Origin of the sequence: Rhizobium sp. NZLR1, from assembly GCF_017357385.1 — a bacterium.
Classification (GTDB): domain Bacteria; phylum Pseudomonadota; class Alphaproteobacteria; order Rhizobiales; family Rhizobiaceae; genus Rhizobium.
Genome location: NZ_CP071637.1, coordinates 151,747 through 173,375 on the forward strand (window position 1 = coordinate 151,747; position 21,629 = coordinate 173,375).

At 57.1% G+C, this 21,629-nt stretch carries 18 protein-coding genes; 7 read left to right on the forward strand and 11 right to left on the reverse strand.

The genetic code is table 11. The features are described from left to right. The first annotated feature begins 529 nt into the window (after positions 1–529). Entirely contained in the window at positions 530–1,348 is an 819-nt protein-coding gene (locus J3O30_RS32520; RefSeq protein ID WP_207585950.1) for a transporter substrate-binding domain-containing protein, read from the forward strand. A gap of 225 nt (positions 1,349–1,573) precedes the next feature. Here the strand turns inward: J3O30_RS32520 and J3O30_RS32525 are convergent, their stop codons facing one another. From J3O30_RS32525 to J3O30_RS32555, 7 genes are read right to left on the reverse strand one after another with little or no spacing between them, the layout of a single operon-like run. Further along, positions 1,574–3,883, reverse strand: a complete 2,310-nt coding sequence (locus tag J3O30_RS32525) for a molybdopterin-dependent oxidoreductase (protein ID WP_207585951.1) — start codon at positions 3,881–3,883, stop codon at positions 1,574–1,576. A gap of 25 nt (positions 3,884–3,908) precedes the next feature. After that, a complete protein-coding gene (locus J3O30_RS32530) occupies positions 3,909–4,646 on the reverse strand; it encodes a hypothetical protein (protein WP_207585952.1) in 738 nt (245 codons plus the stop codon). Then, the gene (locus J3O30_RS32535) at positions 4,618–5,319 is read right to left on the reverse strand and encodes an ABC transporter ATP-binding protein (RefSeq protein WP_207585953.1); all 702 of its coding nucleotides are present in this window, start codon (positions 5,317–5,319) and stop codon (positions 4,618–4,620) included. The genes J3O30_RS32530 and J3O30_RS32535 overlap by 29 nt, the downstream gene beginning before the upstream one ends. After that, a complete protein-coding gene (locus J3O30_RS32540; RefSeq protein ID WP_207585954.1) occupies positions 5,316–6,068 on the reverse strand; it encodes an ABC transporter ATP-binding protein in 753 nt (250 codons plus the stop codon). The genes J3O30_RS32535 and J3O30_RS32540 overlap by 4 nt, the downstream gene beginning before the upstream one ends. Continuing rightward, on the reverse strand, positions 6,068–7,069 hold the full coding sequence (locus J3O30_RS32545) for a branched-chain amino acid ABC transporter permease (protein ID WP_207585955.1): 1,002 nt from the start codon (positions 7,067–7,069) through the stop codon (positions 6,068–6,070). Before J3O30_RS32545 ends, J3O30_RS32540 begins: the two co-directional genes overlap by 1 nt. Before the next feature lie 3 nt (positions 7,070–7,072). Further along, positions 7,073–7,939, reverse strand: a complete 867-nt coding sequence (locus J3O30_RS32550) for a branched-chain amino acid ABC transporter permease (RefSeq protein WP_207585956.1) — start codon at positions 7,937–7,939, stop codon at positions 7,073–7,075. Positions 7,940–7,961: 22 nt separating this feature from the next. Continuing rightward, the gene (locus J3O30_RS32555; protein WP_207585957.1) at positions 7,962–9,236 is read right to left on the reverse strand and encodes an ABC transporter substrate-binding protein; all 1,275 of its coding nucleotides are present in this window, start codon (positions 9,234–9,236) and stop codon (positions 7,962–7,964) included. A gap of 140 nt (positions 9,237–9,376) precedes the next feature. On the opposite strand from J3O30_RS32555, the gene J3O30_RS32560 reads away from it, so the two are divergent. Next, positions 9,377–11,098, forward strand: coding sequence for a choline dehydrogenase (locus J3O30_RS32560; RefSeq protein WP_246762915.1), 1,722 nt, complete (start codon positions 9,377–9,379; stop codon positions 11,096–11,098). Positions 11,099–11,264: 166 nt separating this feature from the next. After that, positions 11,265–12,689: an aldehyde dehydrogenase family protein gene (locus J3O30_RS32565; RefSeq protein WP_207585958.1), complete on the forward strand. Its 1,425-nt coding sequence runs from the start codon at positions 11,265–11,267 to the stop codon at positions 12,687–12,689. A gap of 67 nt (positions 12,690–12,756) precedes the next feature. On the opposite strand, the gene J3O30_RS32570 is transcribed toward J3O30_RS32565, so the two are convergent. Next, the gene (locus J3O30_RS32570; protein ID WP_207585959.1) at positions 12,757–14,406 is read right to left on the reverse strand and encodes a choline dehydrogenase; all 1,650 of its coding nucleotides are present in this window, start codon (positions 14,404–14,406) and stop codon (positions 12,757–12,759) included. Between the two features lie 323 nt (positions 14,407–14,729). On the opposite strand from J3O30_RS32570, the gene J3O30_RS32575 reads away from it, so the two are divergent. Beyond that, positions 14,730–15,539 (forward strand): aspartate/glutamate racemase family protein, encoded by an 810-nt coding sequence (locus J3O30_RS32575; RefSeq protein WP_207585960.1) that lies wholly within the window; start codon positions 14,730–14,732, stop codon positions 15,537–15,539. Positions 15,540–15,793: 254 nt separating this feature from the next. On the opposite strand, the gene J3O30_RS32580 is transcribed toward J3O30_RS32575, so the two are convergent. Together J3O30_RS32580 and J3O30_RS32585 are read right to left on the reverse strand one after the other, a co-directional pair. Next, positions 15,794–16,588 (reverse strand): SDR family NAD(P)-dependent oxidoreductase, encoded by a 795-nt coding sequence (locus tag J3O30_RS32580; protein WP_207585961.1) that lies wholly within the window; start codon positions 16,586–16,588, stop codon positions 15,794–15,796. A gap of 54 nt (positions 16,589–16,642) precedes the next feature. Continuing rightward, a complete protein-coding gene (locus J3O30_RS32585) occupies positions 16,643–17,434 on the reverse strand; it encodes an aspartate/glutamate racemase family protein (RefSeq protein WP_207585962.1) in 792 nt (263 codons plus the stop codon). A 184-nt stretch (positions 17,435–17,618) separates the two neighbouring features. Here J3O30_RS32585 and J3O30_RS32590 point away from each other — a divergent pair, with 184 nt between their 5' ends. The 3 genes from J3O30_RS32590 (at position 17,619) to J3O30_RS32600 (ending at position 20,757) form a co-directional block, all read left to right on the forward strand. Next, positions 17,619–18,728, forward strand: coding sequence for a nitronate monooxygenase (locus tag J3O30_RS32590; RefSeq protein ID WP_207585963.1), 1,110 nt, complete (start codon positions 17,619–17,621; stop codon positions 18,726–18,728). 109 nt (positions 18,729–18,837) lie between these two features. Further along, the gene (locus tag J3O30_RS32595; RefSeq protein ID WP_207585964.1) at positions 18,838–19,653 is read left to right on the forward strand and encodes a transporter substrate-binding domain-containing protein; all 816 of its coding nucleotides are present in this window, start codon (positions 18,838–18,840) and stop codon (positions 19,651–19,653) included. 210 nt (positions 19,654–19,863) lie between these two features. Next, positions 19,864–20,757 carry a hypothetical protein gene (locus tag J3O30_RS32600; RefSeq protein ID WP_207585965.1) on the forward strand — a complete coding sequence of 298 codons (894 nt, stop codon included), beginning with the start codon at positions 19,864–19,866 and terminating at the stop codon, positions 20,755–20,757. Positions 20,758–20,820: 63 nt separating this feature from the next. Here the strand turns inward: J3O30_RS32600 and J3O30_RS32605 are convergent, their stop codons facing one another. Then, a complete protein-coding gene (locus J3O30_RS32605) occupies positions 20,821–21,603 on the reverse strand; it encodes a citryl-CoA lyase (RefSeq protein WP_348651599.1) in 783 nt (260 codons plus the stop codon). Positions 21,604–21,629 lie beyond the last annotated feature (26 nt).

The window sequence follows — 21,629 nt, forward strand, 5'->3', positions numbered from 1 at the left end:
AATACGACCTAGTGATCTTTTTATTGTCCGAACCAAACCGAGCGTCATCTCGGCCTTGTGGGCGTCGAACGAGAACAGCCGCGGCCGCAGGCGGGGCAAGAGCTCCTGCCGTCGCGCGCGGCGGTCTATCTCGTCATTGTGGGCGTCACGCGTCCAGACTACGAAGTAGGTGAACGCCGATTCGCTCTCCTGCCGGCAATCCGTGCAATGACAGATGCCATTCCGATTGGCGCCCCACGGACATGGTAGCGAACCTTGCCCGCATCTGTAGCTTCCCTGTCTTGCGATCATATCGCCCCCTGGTGCACTGCTCAGCAGGGACTCTTCCTCGTCGAAGTTGCCGATTGCACAGAGCGACGCTTCGACCGCCGGCTCGCGTGCTGTATGACACCCTCCCGAAGCGCTCGCGTTCAGCAGAAGGGTAATTTTAGTGCTTTGACGGGCTATGCAGACCTGAAATCTGAACGTATCGTACGAAAACTGACTCTCGGGTCAGTGGGGAGAATAGAGCAACAAGGACGCGTTGGAGATGAAATCCCTCCTGACACTTATTTCCATTCTCGTTTTGGCCAACACGCCGGTCGCATTCAGTGCGGGGTGCAAGGGCGATGTCCAAACCGTGACCCAGGGCAAGCTGACGGTGGCCGCCTACGACTATCCGCCGTTTTCGATCGCTTCCCCTGACGGCCAGATTTCAGGCATTGATGCCGCCGTCGTCAAACGGATGGCCGCGGACAATTGCCTTGAGGTAGTAACTTTAGTGACTGATCCCGCGGCGACGGTACAAGCCGTTGTCGCCAACAAAGCCGATGTTGCCATCGGCAGTTGGAATCGAACCGAAAAGCGCACGAAAGTGCTCGGGCTTTCAGCACCCTTGTATCTTGACCACATGGGTATTTATTCGAAGGCTGGGTACGATAGCCTGGAAGCCACCATCGGCCATCAGGCCGGCACCGTATCCGGCTTTTTCTGGGTTCCCGATCTGCAAAAGCTATTCGGCGCAAATCTGAAGCTTTATCCAACTCCGGTTGCGATGGGCCAGGATCTGGCGGCCGGGCGGATCGACGTCGGCTTCCTGGGCTACAATACCGGCATCTTCAACCAGAGAAACAACGGCGCCTACAAGGGCATCGAGATCAAGATGGCCACACCCGACGAGCGGGTGAATGCGTCGGTCTTGCCGCCGCAAATCAGTATCCTCTATACCAAGGGCAATGAATCTCTTGGTCAGGCTCTCGACGCGAGTATCAAAATTCAGCACGAAGACGGCTCTATGGCAAAGTCCATCAGCGATGCGGGATTCGACACTTCTATCCTTGATGTCGGAGAACCGCGCCTCGTCAAGTGAGCCTGAAGATCCCGGTTCGCATCGTCGCTACAGGTTCGGATGCATCCATTCACCCGTGCCCCGCTCGGAGAGGCATGGATGACTTGGCTTGCTACTAAAACAGTATTTGTCGTTGCGGCGCAGCAATATGGGTAGCCCTGCGCGGCGCTTTCCATGTCGAGGAATTGTCATCCGCATAAGGAGCGAGCAGCCCGTTAGCTCGCCCGCTCCTTCTGCATCGATAGTTCAAGCCTTGGCTATTCCATCTGGCAAGTCGAAGGCGGTTACAGGGGGCACTTCCCCCGCGAAACGCTCCACTTCTACCAAGCATGTTTGAGCAATGGTTGCTTGGCTTAGGCCCGACGCCGGCTTGTCAAGCGTTAGAACATTCGGATTTCCATGTTTCTCCAGCACATCTGCGCCTCCCCAATCGACAGGATCAAACCATGCTCCCGTCCGCAAGATGACTACTTTCTGCATGAGATCAGGAACAACCTGCAGAGCTGCGAGACAAGCACCACGTTCGTTGAAAACTCGAACAATGTCGCCGTCGTCAATCCCCCGGGCCTTGGCGTCGTTGGGGTTCATCAAAATCGGCTCTCTGTCCTTGATCTTTCCTGCGCGACTATAGGCTGAATGGTCGAGCTGACTGTGCAGCCTTCGGCGCGGCTCTTGGCTCAGGAGATGGAGGGGGAACTGCTGAGCCATATCCGATCCAAGCCACTCATGGGGCTCCAACCATGTTGCTTGGCCCGGACAATCATGCAGATCGAACCCGTGGACCTTGCTAGAGAACAGTTCGATCCTTCCGGAGGGGGTGGAAAGCTGGTTTCGTTCTGGGTCTTCCCTGAATTTCGCGAGCAGTGTCGCTGACTTTCTTTGACCGGACAACTCGACCCGCCCGATCCGCAGAAAGTCGTCATACTTAGGTAGGTCCACCTCCGAGGACAGCGTCCTTCTGAACTGCTCATACATATCCAGTAGCCAATCGTCCGCGCTCTTCCCAAGAGTGAACTCTTGTGCGAGCTGAAGTCTGTCGGCGATACCGGTGAAGATATCAAAATCACTCTTGGAGTCGGCGAGGGGTTCCCGGCACTTGCTGACGGCGACGAGATGACCCTCTCGCGAAGCATATCCAAGGTCGTTCCGTTCAAGATATGTGCTGGTGGGAAGAACAATATCCGCGGCCTTGGCGGTAGCCGTCCAGTACGGCTCATTGACTATGATCGTCTCAGGATTTTGCCACGCTCGGCGCAGACGATTGAGGTCTTGATGGTGATGGAACGGATTGCCACCTGCCCAGTAGATGAGCTTGATGTCCGGATAGGTGTAGACTGAGCCGTCGTAGGTGAACTTACCTCCGGGGGTAAGCAGCATGTCGGCCACACGAGCAACTGGTATAAACTCTTTGATCGGATTGTTGCCTTGGGGAAATCTTGGTCCGGACAGTTTTGCTTCTGACGATCCAACGGAATTCAAAGTCCCGTATCCAAAACCGAAGCCTCCTCCCGGCAGGCCGATCTGGCCCAACATCGATGCTAAGGTGACGAGGGCCCAATAGCTTTGCTCGCCGTGGCTTTGACGCTGTAGTGACCAAGATGCGTTAACCATCGTGACCGACCCTGCCATATCCCTGGCAAGGGCTACAACACGATCGGCCGGGATGCCCGTAATGGCCTCCGCCCAAGCCGGGGACTTTGGGCAGCCGTCCTTGTGACCCAGAAGATAGCTCTTCACTTCCGTAGCGCCGACACAGTAGCGTTGAAGGAACTCCTCATCATGAAGGTTCTCTGAGAGAAGAACAAACGCTAGTGCAAGCATAAGTGCGACGTCAGTTCCTGGCCGGATGGGCACCCATTCAGCGGCACCGCTAATATCGTTCTTTAGCGGGCTGACATTGATGAATTTCTTACCCATCGCCCTCATTGAAGCGATGGCATCCTTCACTCGGTGTTGCGACGTCCCTCCGGGTGACATCTGCGTGTTCCGAAGGGGCAGACCGCCAAATGCGACGAAGAGCGTTGTGTGTCGGGCCAGCGTTTCCCAGTCGGTGTGCTGCTCCAGCAGACTTTCCATTGGGCCAACGATGTGCGGCATGATAACCGAGCCGCATCCATAACTATAAGAGTCGCGCGACTTCACGTAACCGCCAAGGACATTCAGAAAGCGGTGAATCTGACTTTGTGCGTGATGAAATCGCCCGGCACTGCCCCAGCCATACGAGCCACCGTAAATGGCGGTATTGCCGTACAGTTGAACAACGCGGTTAAGTTCGTTTGCGACGATATCGAAGGCCTCGTCCCAAGGTAGCTCGACAAACCGATCTGACCCTCGGTCGATACCGGAGTTTCCGGGTCCTCCAGTTAGCCAGCCTTTGCGAAACGCTGGCCTGAGAACTCGCAGTCGATCGACTTCCGCCGACAGCTGATCGAGCCCTATTTCGCTTGGATCGGGGTCGGACCGCCATGGTCGCAGTGTTGCCAGCCCTTGAGGGCCCGACTGGACTTCATGCAATCCCCAATGCCCAAGCGTGAACGCGAGCCTTTGATCCTCCATTTCAATCGGTCCTGTGATCTCGGTGTCAGCTGAGCAGCGTCTTCGGCGGCAAGATCGTCGCGGCGAAACCAAATCGCACGACTTGCTCCGTTGTGCGTGGTGCGCTCCAAACGGAAACATCATCCTCCGCATAAGGTGAAAGGCGGCCCGTTAGTTCGTCGGCGTTAGCTGCGAGCTTGTCAGCCAGCGGGCTGTTTCCTGCTCGAGCCGCCCAGGCGTGCCCGGCCTGCTCGATTTCCCGCAGTCCGGGCAGTCTGATTGGCAAACTCTCCCGCCATTGATGAGATAATCTTGCGACGGCCCCTGCGGCTCCTTCGAGATCGCCATGCCGATAGATGGCGACGGCGTCTGCAAACGCGCTTTTGAGGCGGCTTGCATTGACCCATTGCGTCAGGGATTTTTCCTCAAAGCCCCGATAGTATTCGGCATATTTGCTCGCCAAACGCATGTGAAACGCGTGTGCTTGGGGGGTTAGGGATGCGCGCATATGCTGGACCTCAGCCAGGACAACATCCCACCTGGAAAATGCCCCCGTCCGAGCCTCATCCTCAGACACACCATCCGTTAGTTTAGCTATTGCCCCCAGGTGCGACCTGACGGCAAGGCATACCTCGGTTTCGAGCTTGCTCAAACCATCAAGTCTGACGCGTCCGAGTGCGCTTCTGATGTCGACCCCGGAGCGAGCACGATCACTCAATTTCCAGAGGAGACCAATAGTGTCTTCGTAGTCCGGATTAGACACCGATATATGCGACTCGGACATGTTCGTTATCCTTCATGTCGGTAGCCATGCCTTGAAGAGAAATTCGTCCCTGCTCCAGGACTGCGGCCTTTGCGCTCAGACCCAATGCCACATTGGCATTCTGCTCCACGAGAAGAACCGACTTGCCCTCGGCGTTGATCGACCTGATCACCTCGGCCATCGCAGCGACCATCACTGGCGAAAGACCCATCGACGGTTCATCCATCAAAACGAGTTTTGGTGCAGCCATGATAGCCCGCCCGATCGCCAGCATCTGCTGCTCACCGCCGCTTAACGTGTTGGCGTATTGCTTGCGCCGTTCGGCAAGCCTTGGGAAGACGCTACAGATGTTGTCGTAGTCGCGCTTGACCGCGACCTGATCACGCCTGAGATAAGCGCCGATCTTGAGGTTTTCATCGACTGTGAGCTCTGGAAAGACGTGACGACCTTCCGGGACATGGGCGATACCGCGTTCGACGATCGCCTTTGGCGTAAGGCTCTCGATCGCCTCTCCCTCGAACAAAATACTCCCTGAACTTGGCCTGACGAGACCGGAGATCGAGCGCATGATCGTGCTCTTGCCGGCGCCATTGGAGCCGATGATACAATTGATGCCATGGTCAAAGGACAGCGAAATATCGTGGACCGCAGCGACACGACCGTAGTGGACGACCAGGTTGCGAAGCTCTATCATGCGGTAGTTCCCAAATAGGCGGACATCACTTCAGGATGGCGTCGAACATGTTCAGGCGTACCTTCCGTCAGCACACGACCGAAGTTTAAAACAGTGATGACGTCGCAAAGGCGCATGACTGTGCGCATATCGTGCTCCACCAGTACTACCGTCGTGCCGCTCTTGCGGATTTCCCGAAGCATTTCGACCAGGCGGTCCTTTTCGCTGGCTGTCATGCCAGTAAACGGTTCGTCCAGCAGAAGAACACGCGGCCTGGCGGCAAGCGCGATCGCAATGCCAAGAACCCGCTGTTGGCCGTGAGACAGATCGCGTGCTGCACTGTGTTTCAGGTCCGTCAGGCGTGAGAAAACAAGGAGCCTCTCGACTTCGTCGCGCCTTGATTTTGCATAGGCATTGCTCTCCACAATCCAATCGACCCAGGAGCTCGATGCCTTTGCCAAGAGGCCGTTGCCAATATTCTGCTCCACCGTCTGTTCGGGAAAAAGCACTGTCCCTTGGAAGGTGCGCACCAGTCCGTTGCGTGCGCGAAGACTGGTCGATAGCGACGTGACGTCCTTGCCATCCAATTCGACACGGCCGGCGGTCGGACGATAAAAGCCCGTAATGAGGCTAAATAGGGTGGTCTTACCCGCACCGTTCGGCCCGATCAGCCCGTGAATGCTTTCACGCTCGACACTGAACGTCACGTCGTTGACAGCCGTAAGCCCGCCGAACTTTTTAGTGACTCCATGTAACGATAGGATTGTCATCACGCATCTCCTTTCGAAGGCGCTGCAATACCACTTGTAGTGCCGGGCGTTTGCTTGGCTACCGGAACTGCGGCAAAGCCGATCAGCCGTTCCAATCCTTGCGGCCAGAAGAGCATGACCAAGATGAGTATGACGCCGTAAACGCCAGGCCGCAATTCGTCGGCAAAACGCAAGGACTCGTCAAATCCCATCAACAAGATGCCTCCCAGGATCACACCATAGAAGGAGCGTGTCCCGCCAACGATTGCCCAGATCATCAGATAAAGTGCGAAGTTGAGGTTGAAGCGGTTGGGCGTAACGGTTCCGAAGGCATAGGCAAGCAGGACGCCAGCAACGCCTGCAAATACGGCTGATATGACGAAGGCAACGCGGCGATATCTCCTGGTGTCGATCCCAACGGCCTGAGCAAGCACATCTTGCTGCTCAATCGTCCGCCAGATCTGCCCCAAACGCGACTGTTCGATGCTCCAGATGATGAGCAGACAGACAACGCAAACCGTCAGCGCAAGATAGAAGAACGCTGCGGGGTGCCCAAAGTCGATGGCGAAATTGCCGATACGCAGAAAGGGCGGGGAGATGCCCGAAAAGCCTCGCGTGCCGCCGAAATAGTTAAATTTGCGCCAGAGCAGGCGAACGGCTTCCGCAGCGCCGAACGTGCCCATCAGGAAGTAGAAGCCGCGCATCTTCAGGAGAGGAAAGCTGAGGATTGCCGCAACCGAGCCTGCCACTAGAGCACCGGCAAGAAGCGACACCATGAAGGGTGCTCCCCAGTCCTTGACGAGGATCGCGGCTGTATAGGCGCCCACGCCCTGAAGGACGACGTGGGCGAAGGACCATTCGCCCGTGAGCACAACAATGCGATAGCTCGACAACATGAGCACCATGATCACGATTTCGGTGGAGAAGGAGACGTAGTAGTCTCCCGTCACCGCAGGGATCATGGCAGCCGCAGCAAGCGCTAGAACCGCGGCACTGAGACCGATTTTTTTCCGAGCGTCCATGAGTTAAACTTTCTGCGCCTTACCCATCAGTCCGCTTGGCATGACGATGAGCACGACGAGCATCAGGCACAGGCCCGCAATGCTGGCGATGGTGCTGTCAAAGTACGCTGAGACGAAGGTGAAGAACGTTGAGTAGATGATTGCAGCCAGGATCGCACCCTCCATGGAGCCGATCCCGCCAAGAATGATCACAATGAAGGCGGTGATGATGATGGGCTGACCCATGTAGGGGCTGACCCGAACGATCGGAGCCATCAATCCACCGGCAACACCGGCAAGCGCTGCACTGAGCGCCATCGCCATCAGCGAAATAGTGCCGATCGAAATCCCCTGCAGGCAGGCGGCGTCACGGTCCTGCGCAACGGCGCGAAGCGCCCAGCCGAACCGGGTCGTCCGCAACAAAATTGTCAGACCGCCAAGCAGAACGATCGCGGCCGCGATCACGAACAGGCGGTGAAGTGGCATATTGGCGCCGGCAATTTTTACGACGCCCGTAAACGGGCTATCGACCAGGTAATTCGCGTTCACGCCAAAGAGCCAGGCGGCTGCCGTCTGCAACACCAGCAAAACGCCGATGGTCACAATCAGTGGCCCCAGGGGGTTTCCCTTAAGCCGTCGAAAGAGGAAGAACTCCATGAACGCGCCAATGGCGGCGGTGATCACAATGGCGGCGACGAGACCCACCGCGTAACCGGCTCCAAGGTGGGTGCCGAAGTACCAAGTGGCGTAAGCGCCGACCATATAAAGTTCGCCATGGGCGAAGTTTTCGATGCGCATTACGCCGAAAATCAGAGCAAGACCGACCACAACGAGCGCGGAAGCCGCGCTCGCCATAGCGGAATTGAGAAGAGTCTCAATCAAGAACTGCATGTCAATCCACCGCCAGTCCGTCTTATCGCTTCTGATCGGGCATCAGTTGCTCTTCGCGCCAGCGCTTCAGGAAAACGTCCTTGTGCGCATCGTACCATGCAACCTGGTCGCCGACGTCGACGATATTGACCTTGCCATCCTTGACGGCGACGACCGGCCAGTTTCCGACCAGTGCGCTGTCGGCTCCAAAAAGTTCCTTGCCCCACCACCGCGCCTTGCCAAAGATATGCTGCGGCGGGTTGGCCTTCATGCTGGCAAGAACCTCGTCGGCATCGAAGGAACCAGCACCCTCAACACCCTGCTTCCACACCTGAAGCGCTGCAGGGAATTCCCACGACGTGTTGTTCCATTCTTTCGGGTAGGCCTTGATGAAATCCTGGTAAAATCCGGCGGGGTCGTCGAAGCCGCTTGCCGTTTTTGCGATCGAGGGATCGTCGAAGCGCGGGAAGAATGCGATCGATCCCTCCATGAACTCCTTGCTGGTGCGCGCGACCATGTCGGGCAAAAGCTCGAAACCTGCATGCAGGATCTTGCCTTTGAAGCCCTGCGTGAACAGTTGCTCAACGAGAAGAAGCGCGACAGAGGGGTAGGTGGTATCGATGCAGGCCACATCTGGCTTGGCCGAAAGCATGGCACTCACGACAGGCGCAAAGTCCGTCGTGGAATTGTCGAAATATTGATCGGCGACGATCTGAAAATCGTGGGCGTCAAAGCCGGCGCGCCATGCGGCAAGCGAGGAGCGTCCCGTGACGTCATCCTGCGCGCAAAGCGCAACCGTCTTGGCTGCAGGTTCTGTCGTGCGCAGATATTGGACGCCAAGACCAAAATAAAACGGATGAATTTCAACCGGTGCAATCAGATACTTTGCGCCGGCGTTGAGGTCCGACACGTAGAGCGTCGACGTCAGCATCTTGTTGCGGTTCGAAAAATCTTGAAGGGCCGACCAGTCGTCGCCGCCGATGACCATGGTGAATTTCACATCCTGATCCACGAAGGCGCGTGCACCTTGCAGGGTCTTCTCGGCAATGTAGGCTCCATCGAAGGAGACGACCTCGACGCTGTATTTTTCACCTTTCACGGTCAAGCCACCGGCCTTGTTGAGACGATTGGCCCAGATTTCCGCGCCATTCTTGGCCGGCAGGCCCCAGAGGGACAGGTCACCGGTCTCGGGAACCAGCGCGCCGACTTTGACGGTCTTGTCTGCAGCGCGCAAAATTGATGGCATTGCCAGCAGTGTAGTACCAGCCGCAGCCGAAATCAGGGCCTGGCGACGGGTTAAAGAAAGGGACTTGCTCAAGACGTGCTCTCCTCTGAATTGATTTTCAATCTTATTGACCAGCTGTACTGTTAATTTGACTGGTGCGTCAGATTATGAACTAATCAGTCGAATTCGCAAGTGGATTCGTAACGCAAAAGTACACGCCCCTTTGAGGCGGAATGGCGCAGTTCGCACGGGCCGCGGCCGGCATGACGATCGCGGTGAGGTCAGGGAGAGATGGAAGGATGAGTATGGAGTTCGATTTCATCGTGGTTGGCGCGGGGTCTGCCGGATGCGCTTTGGCGTCACGGCTGTCGCAGGATCCATCATGCTCGGTTCTCTTGCTGGAGGCGGGCGGTGATCACAACAACTGGGCAGTGGACATGCCTCTCGCGGTTGAGAGGCTGCTCGGTGAAGATCCTCGCAACTGGAATTTCCTGACCGAACACGAGCCATATTTGAACGGCCGAAGGGTCGTACATCCGCGAGGCCGGCTGCTTGGTGGCTCCTCGTCGATCAACGGCATGGTCTATACCAGAGGACATCCGCTTGATTTCGAGAGCTGGAAGCAAGAGGCAGGCTGCCATGGCTGGGGCTATACCGACGTTCTTCCCTACTTCAAGCGCGCCGAAACTTGTCTCGCTGGAGGAGATTCCTACCGCGGTAGCGATGGTCCGCTGATGGTCACCAAGCCTGATCTCAGCCGCGAGCCGTTAAACAGTGCGTTCATGAAAGCTGGAGAGGAGGCCGGGTATCCGGCAACGCCCGACAGCAATGGCTACCAGATGGAGGGTTTTGGCCCCAACGAGCAGACGATCTTTCAAGGCCGGCGCTGGAGTGCGGCGCGCGCCTATCTCGACGGGGCAAGGAAGCGTCGCAATCTTAAGGTCGTCCGCGACGTCCTGGTTGACAAGGTTGCATTAACACGGGGCCGGGCTACGGATGTTGTCTATTTTAATGGCCAGCAGCGATCGGTTGCGCGAGCAAGGCGAGAGATCATTTTGTCGGCCGGGTCTTTTGGCACCCCGGCAATCCTGCTGCGTTCAGGAATCGGACCGGCCGAGGAGTTGCGCGACCTCGGCATCGATCCTCTCATTGCCTCGCCGGACGTCGGTCGAAACCTGCAGGATCATCCTGATGTCACGATTCAGTTTTGGGCCGCAGGCTCGGTCGGTCTATTCTCCGCCACACGAGGTGTCAGAAAGATCATGACGGGCCTGCAATGGTTCTCGCTGAAATCCGGCCTTGCCGCGAGCAACCAGTTTGAAGCCGCCGCCTATCTGAGGACCCGTGCCGGCATCCCATATCCAAACCTGAAGCTTGAGTTGCTGCCGCTTGCCTTTCAGCATGACAGCTTTGATCCGCATCCAGGACCATCCTTCCAGATCCACATGACGCTGCTTCGTGCCGAAAGCCGGGGCCGTGTCGCCCTCGTGAGCGCAAACCCCGTACAGTTGCCATCAGTGGTGTTCAACTATCTCCAGGATCCCCGCGACATCATGGTCCTGCGCGAAGCCATCCGGCTTACCCGGGAAATCGTCGCTCAACCGGCATTCCAGGGACTGGCGAGGGCGGAGATTGCGCCGGGCCGTGATGTTCAGGCCGACGACGCGATCGACGCCTGGCTGAGGGATCACGTTGCGACCGCCTACCACCCGGCTGGGACGTGCAGAATGGGCAACGACGCGGCAAGTGTCGTCGATCCGGATCTCAAAGTGCGAGGTGTCGATGGATTAAGGATAGCTGATGCCTCGATCATGCCGCTTGAGGTCAGTGCCAACCTCAATGCGTCGACCATCATGATCGGCGAAAAAGCCGCCGACCTGATCCTCGGCAGGGCGCTTGCACCGCAGTCCGCCCCCTTCTGGACCAATCCAAATTGGGAAACCGCGCAGCGCTGAAACGCGACATACGCACTAAACAAAAAAACTGACCCACTGGACAGATTTTTCATGCTCCGGTACGAATGGCAGGGACGATAAGCGTAAAAGTGCCCTCCCGCTAAGTTGAGGGCGCCGTCCAGGGGAGATGTCCACCCTTGCGCCGGCAAACAAAAGGATCATGAGGATGGATCATTTTTCGAAGTTTTTTATTGATGGCGCCTGGATAGAGCCGTTTTCCGCTCGCTTCATGGATGTCATCGATCCTGCCACCGAGAAACCTTTCGCACGCATCGCTCTCGGGTCCGCAGACGATGTTGATGCCGCCGTTAAGGCCGCACGGCGCGCCTTTGACGCCTATTCCCAAACGTCGGTTTCGGACCGAATTGCGTTTTTCAAACGCGTGCTCGATATCTTCAAGCGCCGTCAGCATGAAATCGCCGATATCGTCACGCGGGAAATGGGCTCGCCAATCACTTTCAGCATCGAAGCCCAAACGGCGACCTGCGTCGCACATCTCGAAGCCATTATCGAGATCCTCGGCAATTACAGCTTCCAAGAGCAAAGTGGCACGACCCTGATCGCCAAGGAGCCGATAGGCGTTGTTGGTCTCATTACGCCTTGGAATTGGCCGATCAATCAGGTCATCTGTAAGGTGCTTCCCGCGTTTGCCGCAGGCTGCACGATCGTCTTGAAGCCCAGCGAAGTCGCGCCGCTGGATGCCACGATTTTTGCCGAGATCCTCGACGAGGCCGGTCTCGCGCCTGGCGTCTTCAATCTAGTCAATGGCGAGGGGCCGATCGTCGGCGAAGCCATGTCTTCTCACCCCGATATCGACATGGTTTCCTTTACCGGTTCGACCCGTGCCGGCGTGCGTGTCGCTAAAGCTGCCGCCGACACCGTCAAGCGTGTGACGCAGGAATTGGGTGGCAAGTCCGCCAACATCCTGCTCGATGACGTCGACCTGTCAACGGCTGTGCGGGATGGCGTCATAGCCTGCTTTGCAAATAGCGGCCAGTCGTGTGACGCGCCGACGCGCATGCTGGTGCACCGGTCCTCTTACGCGGAGGCGCTCGACATCGCAGAGGCAGCAGCGCGCGGGCAGGCCGTCGGCGATCCGGCCGATCCCGCAACCATTCTCGGTCCGGTCGCGAGCGAAATGCAGTTTTCGAAAATCCAGACGTTGATCGGGAAAGGTATCGAGGAGGGGGCGACGGTCATCTGCGGCGGCGTTGGTAAACCAGACGGTCTCGATGTTGGATACTATGTCCGGCCAACGATTTTCGGTCATGTCTCGAATGACATGACGATCGCCAGGGAGGAAATCTTTGGTCCCGTTCTTTGCATCTTGCCATATGACGATGAAGAGGACGCGATCCGCATCGCTAACGACACCCCCTATGGCCTGGCAGCCTATGTGCAATCGGCCGATATCGAGCGAGCACGGAAAGTCGCACGGAAATTACGGGCCGGCTCCGTCTACATCAACTATCCCGACTGGGATGCAGTCGCACCTTTCGGCGGTTACAAGCAATCGGGCAATGGTCGGGAAGCCGGACACCATTCCCTGAGCGAATATTTGGAGATCAAGGCGATGGTCGGTCACGGATAGTTTCGCAATAACGTATCGAAGATCACAAACGGCGACCAAATCCGGTTTTGGCCGCCGTTCTTTTTCCTTAGGTATGTCGGAAGGAAGGCGCGTCGGAAGGTGCAAGGGGCTCAAGACCCAGGATGAGGTCGGCCGCCTTTTCCGCGATCATGATGGTCGGGGCATTCGTGTTGCCGTTTGTCGGCCGCGGCATGACCGATGCATCAACGACCCTCAGCCCCTTGATGCCGTGCACGCGCAATTGCCCATCCACAACACAGTCAGGCCCATCTCCCATTCGGCAGGTCCCGGCGTAGTGGTACCCGGTTTCGGCATGGGCGCGAATGTATTTATCCAGGAGAGTATCATCGTCGAGCGTCTTGTTGGGATGGATGCGTTCGCCGCGATATTCGCTGAGCGTTGGCATTTCCAGGATTTCGAAAGACCGCCGGATTCCTGCACGCGCCTCGACCCAGTCACGCTCTTCCGACAGGTAATTCGGTTGAATGACGGGATGGTCCTCGGGATTCGGTGATTTCAGGGAAATCCATCCGCGGCTTTCAGGCAGGCCGGGGCTAAGATGAACCTGGAAACTATGGCCCGGAGCAGAAACGCGACCGCTATATTCGGCCGCGAGCGCCACGAAATGCAGGTGAACGTCCGCATAGGCTTTCGACGGCGTCGATCGTAGGAAACCGCCGGCCTCGAAGAAATTGGATGCGCCAAGCCCGGTTTGGTTGGCGAGCCATTGGGCGCCAATCATCGCCTGCTTCAAGGGTTTGGTTGCACCATAGTAGGAAAGTGGTTTCGTGCATTTGTACGACACGATCCATTCGAGGTGATCGCCGAGGTTCTTGCCGACACCGTTAAGGTCGATCACCGGTTCGATACCCTTCGATCTCAGATCGTCGGCGTTCCCAATCCCCGACAGCATCAACAGCTGTGGTGACTGGATTGCGCCGGCACAGAGAATGATCTCGCGCTCCACGTGGGCGGTCTGAGTCTTGCCTTCGCTTCTGTAGGCCACGCTTTCGGAGCGGCGGTTTTGAAAGTTCAACTGCCCGACCAGCGCCCCAGTCACGACCGTCAGGTTGGGACGGGTTTTCATGATCGGGTGCAGATAGGCGCGCGAAGCGCTTTCGCGGATCCCGTTGTGAATCGTCGCATCGAAATAGCCAAAACCTTCCTGGCGAAAGCCATTCACGTCGGGGGTGTGCTGGTGCCCCGCCTCGTAGGCTGCCTGCAGGAAAATCTCGTAAAGGGGACTTTCTGGCTTGCCACGCGACACATGCAGCGGCCCGGTAGAGCCGCGATAGTCATCGCCGCCTTCCGAGTACGTCTCCGAACGCCTGAAATAAGGTAGGCAGTGCGCATAGTCCCAGTCGTCCAAGCCCTCGTCGAGAGCCCAGTTGTCGAAGTCCATCGCGTTTCCACGCACGTAGACCATGCCGTTGATTGTCGACGAGCCGCCCAAACCCTTTCCCCGGAAGAATTGCAACTGCCTGTTGTTCAGCGCTTGCACTGGCTCGCTCAGGAACTGCCAGTTATAGGTCGGGCTGTTAAGAGGATAGACCAGTGCGGCTGGCATGGTAATCCTGAAGTCCCACCGACGGTCAGGACCGCCAGCTTCAAGCACCAAGACCTTCACGGCAGGGTCGGCGCTAAGCCGATTGGCAAGGACGCTCCCAGCGGATCCAGCTCCAATGATGACATAGTCAAATCGTTCGGCGACGGTCATGATATCGTTCCATAGATGACGTGGGACCTACAGATCGTGTGACCTCGACGTACATTTCGCCGGGATCCAGTTCTGACAGCCTCAGTTCCTGAAAGTCAGTTCGACTTCCTGATGAAAGTATTGACTTGTGAGTTAAAAAAATAAACCCGTGGGTCAGAATATCGCAACGACAGCTTCCTGGTCAAGCGGCCTTGGGCCTTTACATAACGTCGTGCGATCGGACGCCAACATTGCTGACAAAGGTCTCCAAAACATTGACTAAAGGGACATTTTAAAATACCCATTGGTCAGATCTATCAAAAACAGCGTGACGGAGAATCCAGATGCCGCGTCGGATCAATTTCATCAACCCGTTCGGGACCACAGCCTATGACGACCTCATCCAGGAAACGCTGACGCATTACGCCATGCAGGACACGCAGCTCGAGGTCACCCATCTCGAAGGCTGCCCGGCGGATATGGACTATTTTTATCCGAAGCACATGGTCGAAGCGGCTCTATTCGAAGCCGTCAGGAAATCCGAGGAAGATGGATTTGACGCTGTGATCGTCGGCTGCTGCTATGATCCGGGCGTTATGGTATCGCGTGAGCTGGTTAACATTCCGGTTATCGGTCCGTTCGAGGCAAGCTTGAACATGCTTTCCTTCTATGGACGCACAGCCGTCATTGTGGCTGATCATGTCAAAGCTGGTTCGCAGATGAAGGACAATGTCAAGCTCTACGGTGCCTCGGATAGGATCCTTGGCCTCGATGTGATCGACTGGTACGTCAAGGACATGGTACTGGACACCTCGGCGGTCGCCCATGATGTCGTCGAACAAACCGCAAAGTCGATCGAGCGCACTGGAGCCGAAGCCGTCATTTTGAACTGCACCATCATCGCAGCCTCCTACCAGAAGTTCTTGATGGACGGCGGAGAGCCGGCACCGTTCCCGATCCTCAATCCCAATCTGATGGCGCTTGGCATGGCGGAAACGCTTGCTAATCTTTACCAGAAGGGGAACTACCACGTTTCAAGGCTTGGCTATTACGGTCAGCCGAAAGACCCCCACTTCCAGGCTGTCACAGAAGTCACCCGTCAGGCGTGGCGCAACGCAAAGCCGAACCTCGTGAGCAGCTACATTGCCGAATGAACAGCCGACGATCACTCGGTGAGAAACGATAAAGCCGCAACGGACAACCCGTCTGCGGCCTTTTCAGTTCTGGAATGCCGTTTGTTTCAAGGACGGGGGATGGCGCAGCGAGATCCTGGCCAGCATGGTCAACCCTGAAAGAGAACTTACTAATAAGGGGAGTGCTCAGCCCGGCCAGTGGCAGGTATGCCGTGTTTCGATCGCGGCATATGCACCCCTAACGGTTGCAAGGGGCGCTGCCAAGATCGTATCTGTTAGGTGGCCGTCCACCCGCCATCAATGGCAATCGCCTGGCCGGAGACGTAGCTTCCGGCATCTGTCGCCAGAAACAGAGCAACCGCAGCAACTTCGTGCGGCAAGCCCTTGCGCTTTGCCGGAACTAGCCGCTTGTATCCCTCCGGATCGCTGCCGACGCCCTTTTGCATGTCGGGACCGTCGGCACCCAAGATGGCCGCAGAGTTACCGCGAATGTCGGTCTGGATTACGCCCGGGCAAATTGCGTTGACCGTGATCCCATACTGGCTGTGACTGACGGCGATCTGGCGTGTAAGGCCCACAACACCAAATTTCGACGCCGTATAGGAGGCGCCATCCGCCGCACCACGTAGTCCGCCAACCGACGATGTGTTGATGATCCTGCCTGCGCCTTTTGCCATCATGTGCTTCAGGGCTGCCCGGCATCCGAAGAAGGTACCCTTCAGATTGATGTCGATAATCTGGTCCCAAAGTGCTTCAGTCGTCTCCAGACAATCGGCAAATCCGTCGAACACGCCGGCATTGTTCACCATGACGTCGATTGCGCCAAATCGCTCGACAGCGCCTTCCACCAGAGCGTTGACCTCTCCTTCCACGCGGACGTCGGTCTTCTGGAAAGAGACCTTCAAACCAGCTGCGACCAGTTCATCGGAAAATTTCGTCCCGACTTGGTCGAGGATCCCGCCGATGACGACGTTTGCGCCCGCCTCGGCCAAGGCGCGCGTGATGGCAGCGCCAATCCCGGTTTCTCCGCCGGTGATGACTGCTGTTCGTCCCGACAAGCTCAGTTCCATAGCATTCTCCAATCATAGATCTGTTTTCGAGTGTCGCCGCGGCTGCGGCTCTAGCTATCTGGCAAATTGCGGTTTCGATGCATTCCAGACGCGTCGGGCATTATCGAACTCGTCCTTGAAATGCCCGGTGGGTTGCATGTAGAAGCCCTGGCGAGCCAGCTGATAGCCGCCTTTCTTGTGAAGATCGGCAAGTCCTTCCGCTATTTTCAGCGCCATCAGGTTGGGATTGATGATTGGCACCTCCGAGGGACTGCCGCCGTCCATCAGGTACTCCTGGTAGATCGCTGCGATTATGGTGCAGCCCATGATGACGGTCTCGGCGCCGAAGCGCTCTGCGGCCTGTTTGGACAGGCGCACCACGTCCTTGGCAACGGCCTGGCGGTCATGGATCATGTCCTTAACGAACCAATCGATTGCATCGACGCCGCGAACCGTGTTGCCCTGGCCATTCAGGCGAGCCTGATCGTAGATATAGGGAACAGCCTTGCGGTGATCAGTCAGCACCATCGTTGAATGTCCGTAGTAAGCCGCCATCTGAAACGATGCTTCAAGTGGGCCGATAACCGGAATGTCGACGAGCTCGCGCGCGATTCTGACGCCCGGATCGTAGAGGCACCCGACGATCACGGCGTCGTATCCGGCTTCCTGCGCGACCATGATCTGCTCGAAGAGCGATTGTTCGATCATGTGTTTTGAATAGAAGAAATCGATGTCCGCCGGGCAATTGTCGAGATGCGTGACGTCAAGGGCCGTGCCCTCGGACGCGTAGTGCGACAACGTCTTTAGGATGATCGCGTCATAGCTTTCCGACCCGAACGGATTGATGAAGTTGATGCGTTTTGTCATTGGCGCTCACAAAAACTGACCAAAGGGAATGTAAATTAGACTCGAAAGTTTGATTACTCTTTTGGCTCCTTGTCAAGCGCATATCGCCAGGCTGGGCACGACGCGGACGACTAAAATTTCTGTTGACATACTCCACAGTCAAAATAACAGTATTAAAAGTCTTTAATTTAGGCGGAGAGGTTTGATGAAAACGGCCATCACTGAAATGTTTGGCATCGAAGCCCCGATCTTCGCCTTCAGTCACTGCCGCGATGTCGTCGTCGCGACGTCAAAAGCCGGTGGGATCGGGGTTCTCGGAGCCGCCTGGATGACGCCTGAGCATCTTGAGCAGGAACTGAAGTGGATCGACGATCACATTGAGGGCAAGCCCTACGGTGTGGACATGATCTTCACCTCGACCGCCTCCGACATCTCAGGCGGCAAGAGCCCCCGCAAGATCCTTCCACGCGAGCAGGTCGACTATATCAACGGCCTGATGTCCCAGGATGGTGTGCCCGAACTTCCGCAAGAAGATGTCGACGGCTGGTACGAAGACTATGCCGCGAACTTGAGCTTCACGCAGGAGGAGAGTGACGCCCTTTTTGAGGTCGCTATGCGCCACCCCGTCAAGCTGGTAGTCAGCGCACTCGGCGTTGCCCCATCAACCGTGATCGACAGGGCTCACGCTGCCGGGATCAAGTTCGGCGCCCTAGTCGGATCGTCCCGCCAAGCCGAAAAACAGGTTGAAGCCGGCATGGACCTGATCATTGCCCAGGGCACAGAGGGCGGTGGACACACCGGAACCGTGGCTTCAATGGTCTTGTGGCCGGAAGTGGTCGATCGCGTTCATCCGATTCCGGTTTTGGCTGCCGGCGGCGTCGGCAACGGCCGCCAGATGGCGGCAGCACTTGCCCTAGGCGCAGAGGGCGTCTGGTGCGGAACGGTTTGGCTCGGTACCGTCGAAAGCGAGCTCAATCCGGATATGCGCGACGTCCTATACGCGGCCAAATCCACCGATGCAGTCATCACCTACGGCTATACCGGCAAGCCGTGCCGTGCGCTGAAAAGCAAGTTCACCGAGGCCTGGGCGGCTGAAGACGCGCCCAAGCCTCTGAAAGTCCCTCTCCAGTCAATTTTGTCGGGAGAGCCTTTCCGCAGGGCGGAGCGGTCCCATCGAAAGGACTGGATGACCTATGCAGCAGGTCAAGTCGTTGGCCAGGTCAACGAGCCGAAGACCGTCAAGCAGGTCGTCTACGACATGTTGACCGAATATGTCGACGCTATGGAGCGCATGGAGAGCCTGCTGCAGGACTGAGCCCCGCCCGTCCGAGAATTCGAAAGCCTCTGTGTTTTCCAAGATCCGGTTACAGGGTGAGACCGGCAAGCCAGTCACCTTCGTCAAAAAGCAAAGAGAGGGAATAACTATGAAGCGTATTCTAACATTTACAGCAATGGCTCTGCTGGCCCAGGCCGCATCCAGTTTCGCAGCCGACTGTGCGACAAAGGTCAAAACCGTCCAGGAAGGTAAGCTGATCGTTGCTGCCTACGACTACCCGCCTTTCTCGGTCACCTCGGGCCAGGGCATTTCCGGCATCGACGTCGACATTGTCACCCGCGCCGCCAAGGAAAATTGTCTGGAGGTTGTTCCCATGGTGCTCGATCCGGCGGCAACAATCCAGGCGGTCGTCAGCGGCAAGGCAGACGTTGCTATCGGAAGCTGGAACCGCACCGAAAAACGAGCCAAGGCCGTGTCGATGTCGGCGCCGACCTATCTCGATCCAATGGGGATCTTCTCCAAGGATGGCGCAGACACTGTGGCCGCCTTCGACGGCAAGAATGTCGGTACCGTTCAGGGCTATCTTTGGGTTGGCGAGATGCAGACGATGCTCGGACCCAAGTTGAAGCTTTATCCGACGCCTGTGGCGCTCGCACAGGACCTAGAAGCCGGACGTATCGATATCGCCGCGGACGGTTACAATTCAGGCGCTTACATCCAGAAGACGGCGGACGGCTACAAGGGCATCCAGATCAAGCTCGCAAAGCCTGACGAGCGCATCCAGGCTTCGATCCTGCCCGCCCAGGCCGGCGTGATCTACACGAAGGGGAATGAATCGCTCGGGGCCGCCCTCGACAAAAGCATCGAAAGCCAGCACAAGGATGGGACGATTGTAAAAGAACTAGAAGCTGCCGGCTTTGACAAGAAGGTCGGAGACGTCGGTGAGCCTCGTATGGTGAAGTAGTCCTTTTCAGCCTTTTTACAGTGAAGACCGCTTCGGGCAGCCGAAGCGGTCTTTTGGTTTTTGCGGCCGTCCATGCTTGGTGGCTTGAACGGCTTTGCGAGCTTACGTCCGGGTTCTATTTTTCCGGCAACGGATCTCGGGTAAGGTCGTCGGCAAGACCATTGCGTGTCCGGCGTCGATTGGAACGGGACGTGACCGCGGAGGAACTATATGTTGAACTGGCCTGGCATTCCCGATGATGCAATTGAGTTCTTTTACAAGGTGTTCGCCGAGGCGAACCGCATCGTGTCGGAGCGATTGATCAATGTTCCCAACATCCGCGAAACCAGCCTGGATGATGGGCTCATCGAAGCAATTATACCCTCTTGCGCCCCAAGACTTCTGCCGTCCGGAGCGGTCGTGCAAATGGACGTGCACAATATCGGTGGCCTGCGACGTCTCTACAGTTGGGAGACAGCCGATATTGCAATCCTTGTTTTCGTCTACCGGGCCGAGGCGCTTATTGCGCAAAAGATTGGTCTATTACAGTCCAAGCGGCTCTACCCCGAGAACAATGATGTCCAGGACGAAGACCCGGTGGGATTTCAATATGGCATGAACGAGTTTCTGCGTCGGGATCCTCACTCACCGTTGCACAAGTTGCACGTCCAGTATGATTTCGTGGACGGCTGTAAATATGCTGCCCTGAAAGCGGGCAGCAAGCAGGTGGCGGCGATGAAGGACATGAATAACGTCTTTGGCGAGGTCGTCTACTACCTCCTTTATAATCCACCAACCGTGCCGTCATCGACCCGGTATCCCGTCAAGGAGTATGTCCGATTTGAAGAGGCTCCGGTCGGTTGCCGCGTGCGGACGGCGGGCGCCGTCGAGACGTCGCTGGAAGCCCTCAAGGAGGGAGAATCGCCCACATATGCTCAGCTCGAGGGTGCGCAGGCTTCCGGCAATTGGCGCCTTGAATCCTGGGTCGTTGATCTTTTGAAATGCAATGTCGGGCAGCAGTTTGATGAGAGCCGAGAGGAAAAAGTCGCTCAAATGCTGGAGCGGCGGTCGGGACCGATCGGGGCGGCGATCGCGATATCCATCGCCTTGCCTGAGGATAGCTGATCCGGTGTTGGTGTTTCGATGAGCCGGGCGCCTCTCGGATGGGACGCCCGCTCGCCTGATCGGTCAAGCAGTCCAGCCCGCGGCGGCCATGTCCCTGTTCAATTCCTTGCGCTCGCGCGCGTAGTCGACAATATCGTCGGGAAGCGTGCGAATACGGGTCTTCGACTGAAGCTCCTCGGAGATATGGGCAACGACGCCGGGGAACGTCGACAGAAGGGCAAGACCTGTCATTTCGTCGGGGGTGAACGACATTTCCGTGAGGATGGCGGCCATCATGCCGACTTCGTTGATGGCCATCTCGGGCTTGTTCACCCGCTTGATGAAAGCGCGATGAACCGCTTCATACCAGTCGCAGACATCACCCCACACGCCCGCCTCGGCAGCAATCGTCTTAAGCTTCTGCGCTCGCGGGTCGAGATATTTGAAGTTCGGATGGCCGAAGCCGCCAACGCGCATCTTCGTCTGGCGGATCTCGTCGACCGCGGCTTCCGCACATTCGTCGATGGATGCGCCGGGCTTGCGGTGCGTGTCGTAGGTGTTGCGAATGAAGGTCCCGGCGCTATCAGGCGCAAGCGTATATTCGCCTGCCGAAAGCATTGCCGTCGCAAGACCGGCAACCATTGAGGGATTGCCGGAGACACAGTAGCGAGCTGCCACGGTTCCCGGCTTCTTCAGAGAATAATCGAGGACGGAGCAAAGGACCGCGTCGATCATCTTCGTCTGTCCCGGTGTCGGGAGCTTTCCGCGAATGAGCAGATAGGTTGCCGCCGCAAAGGACATGTTGCCGATAATGTCGCCCAGGCTGTAGCCGCGGATGAAGACATCTGCATCCTCAACATCGCTCACGCTGGTAGTCCACGACTTTCGCACAT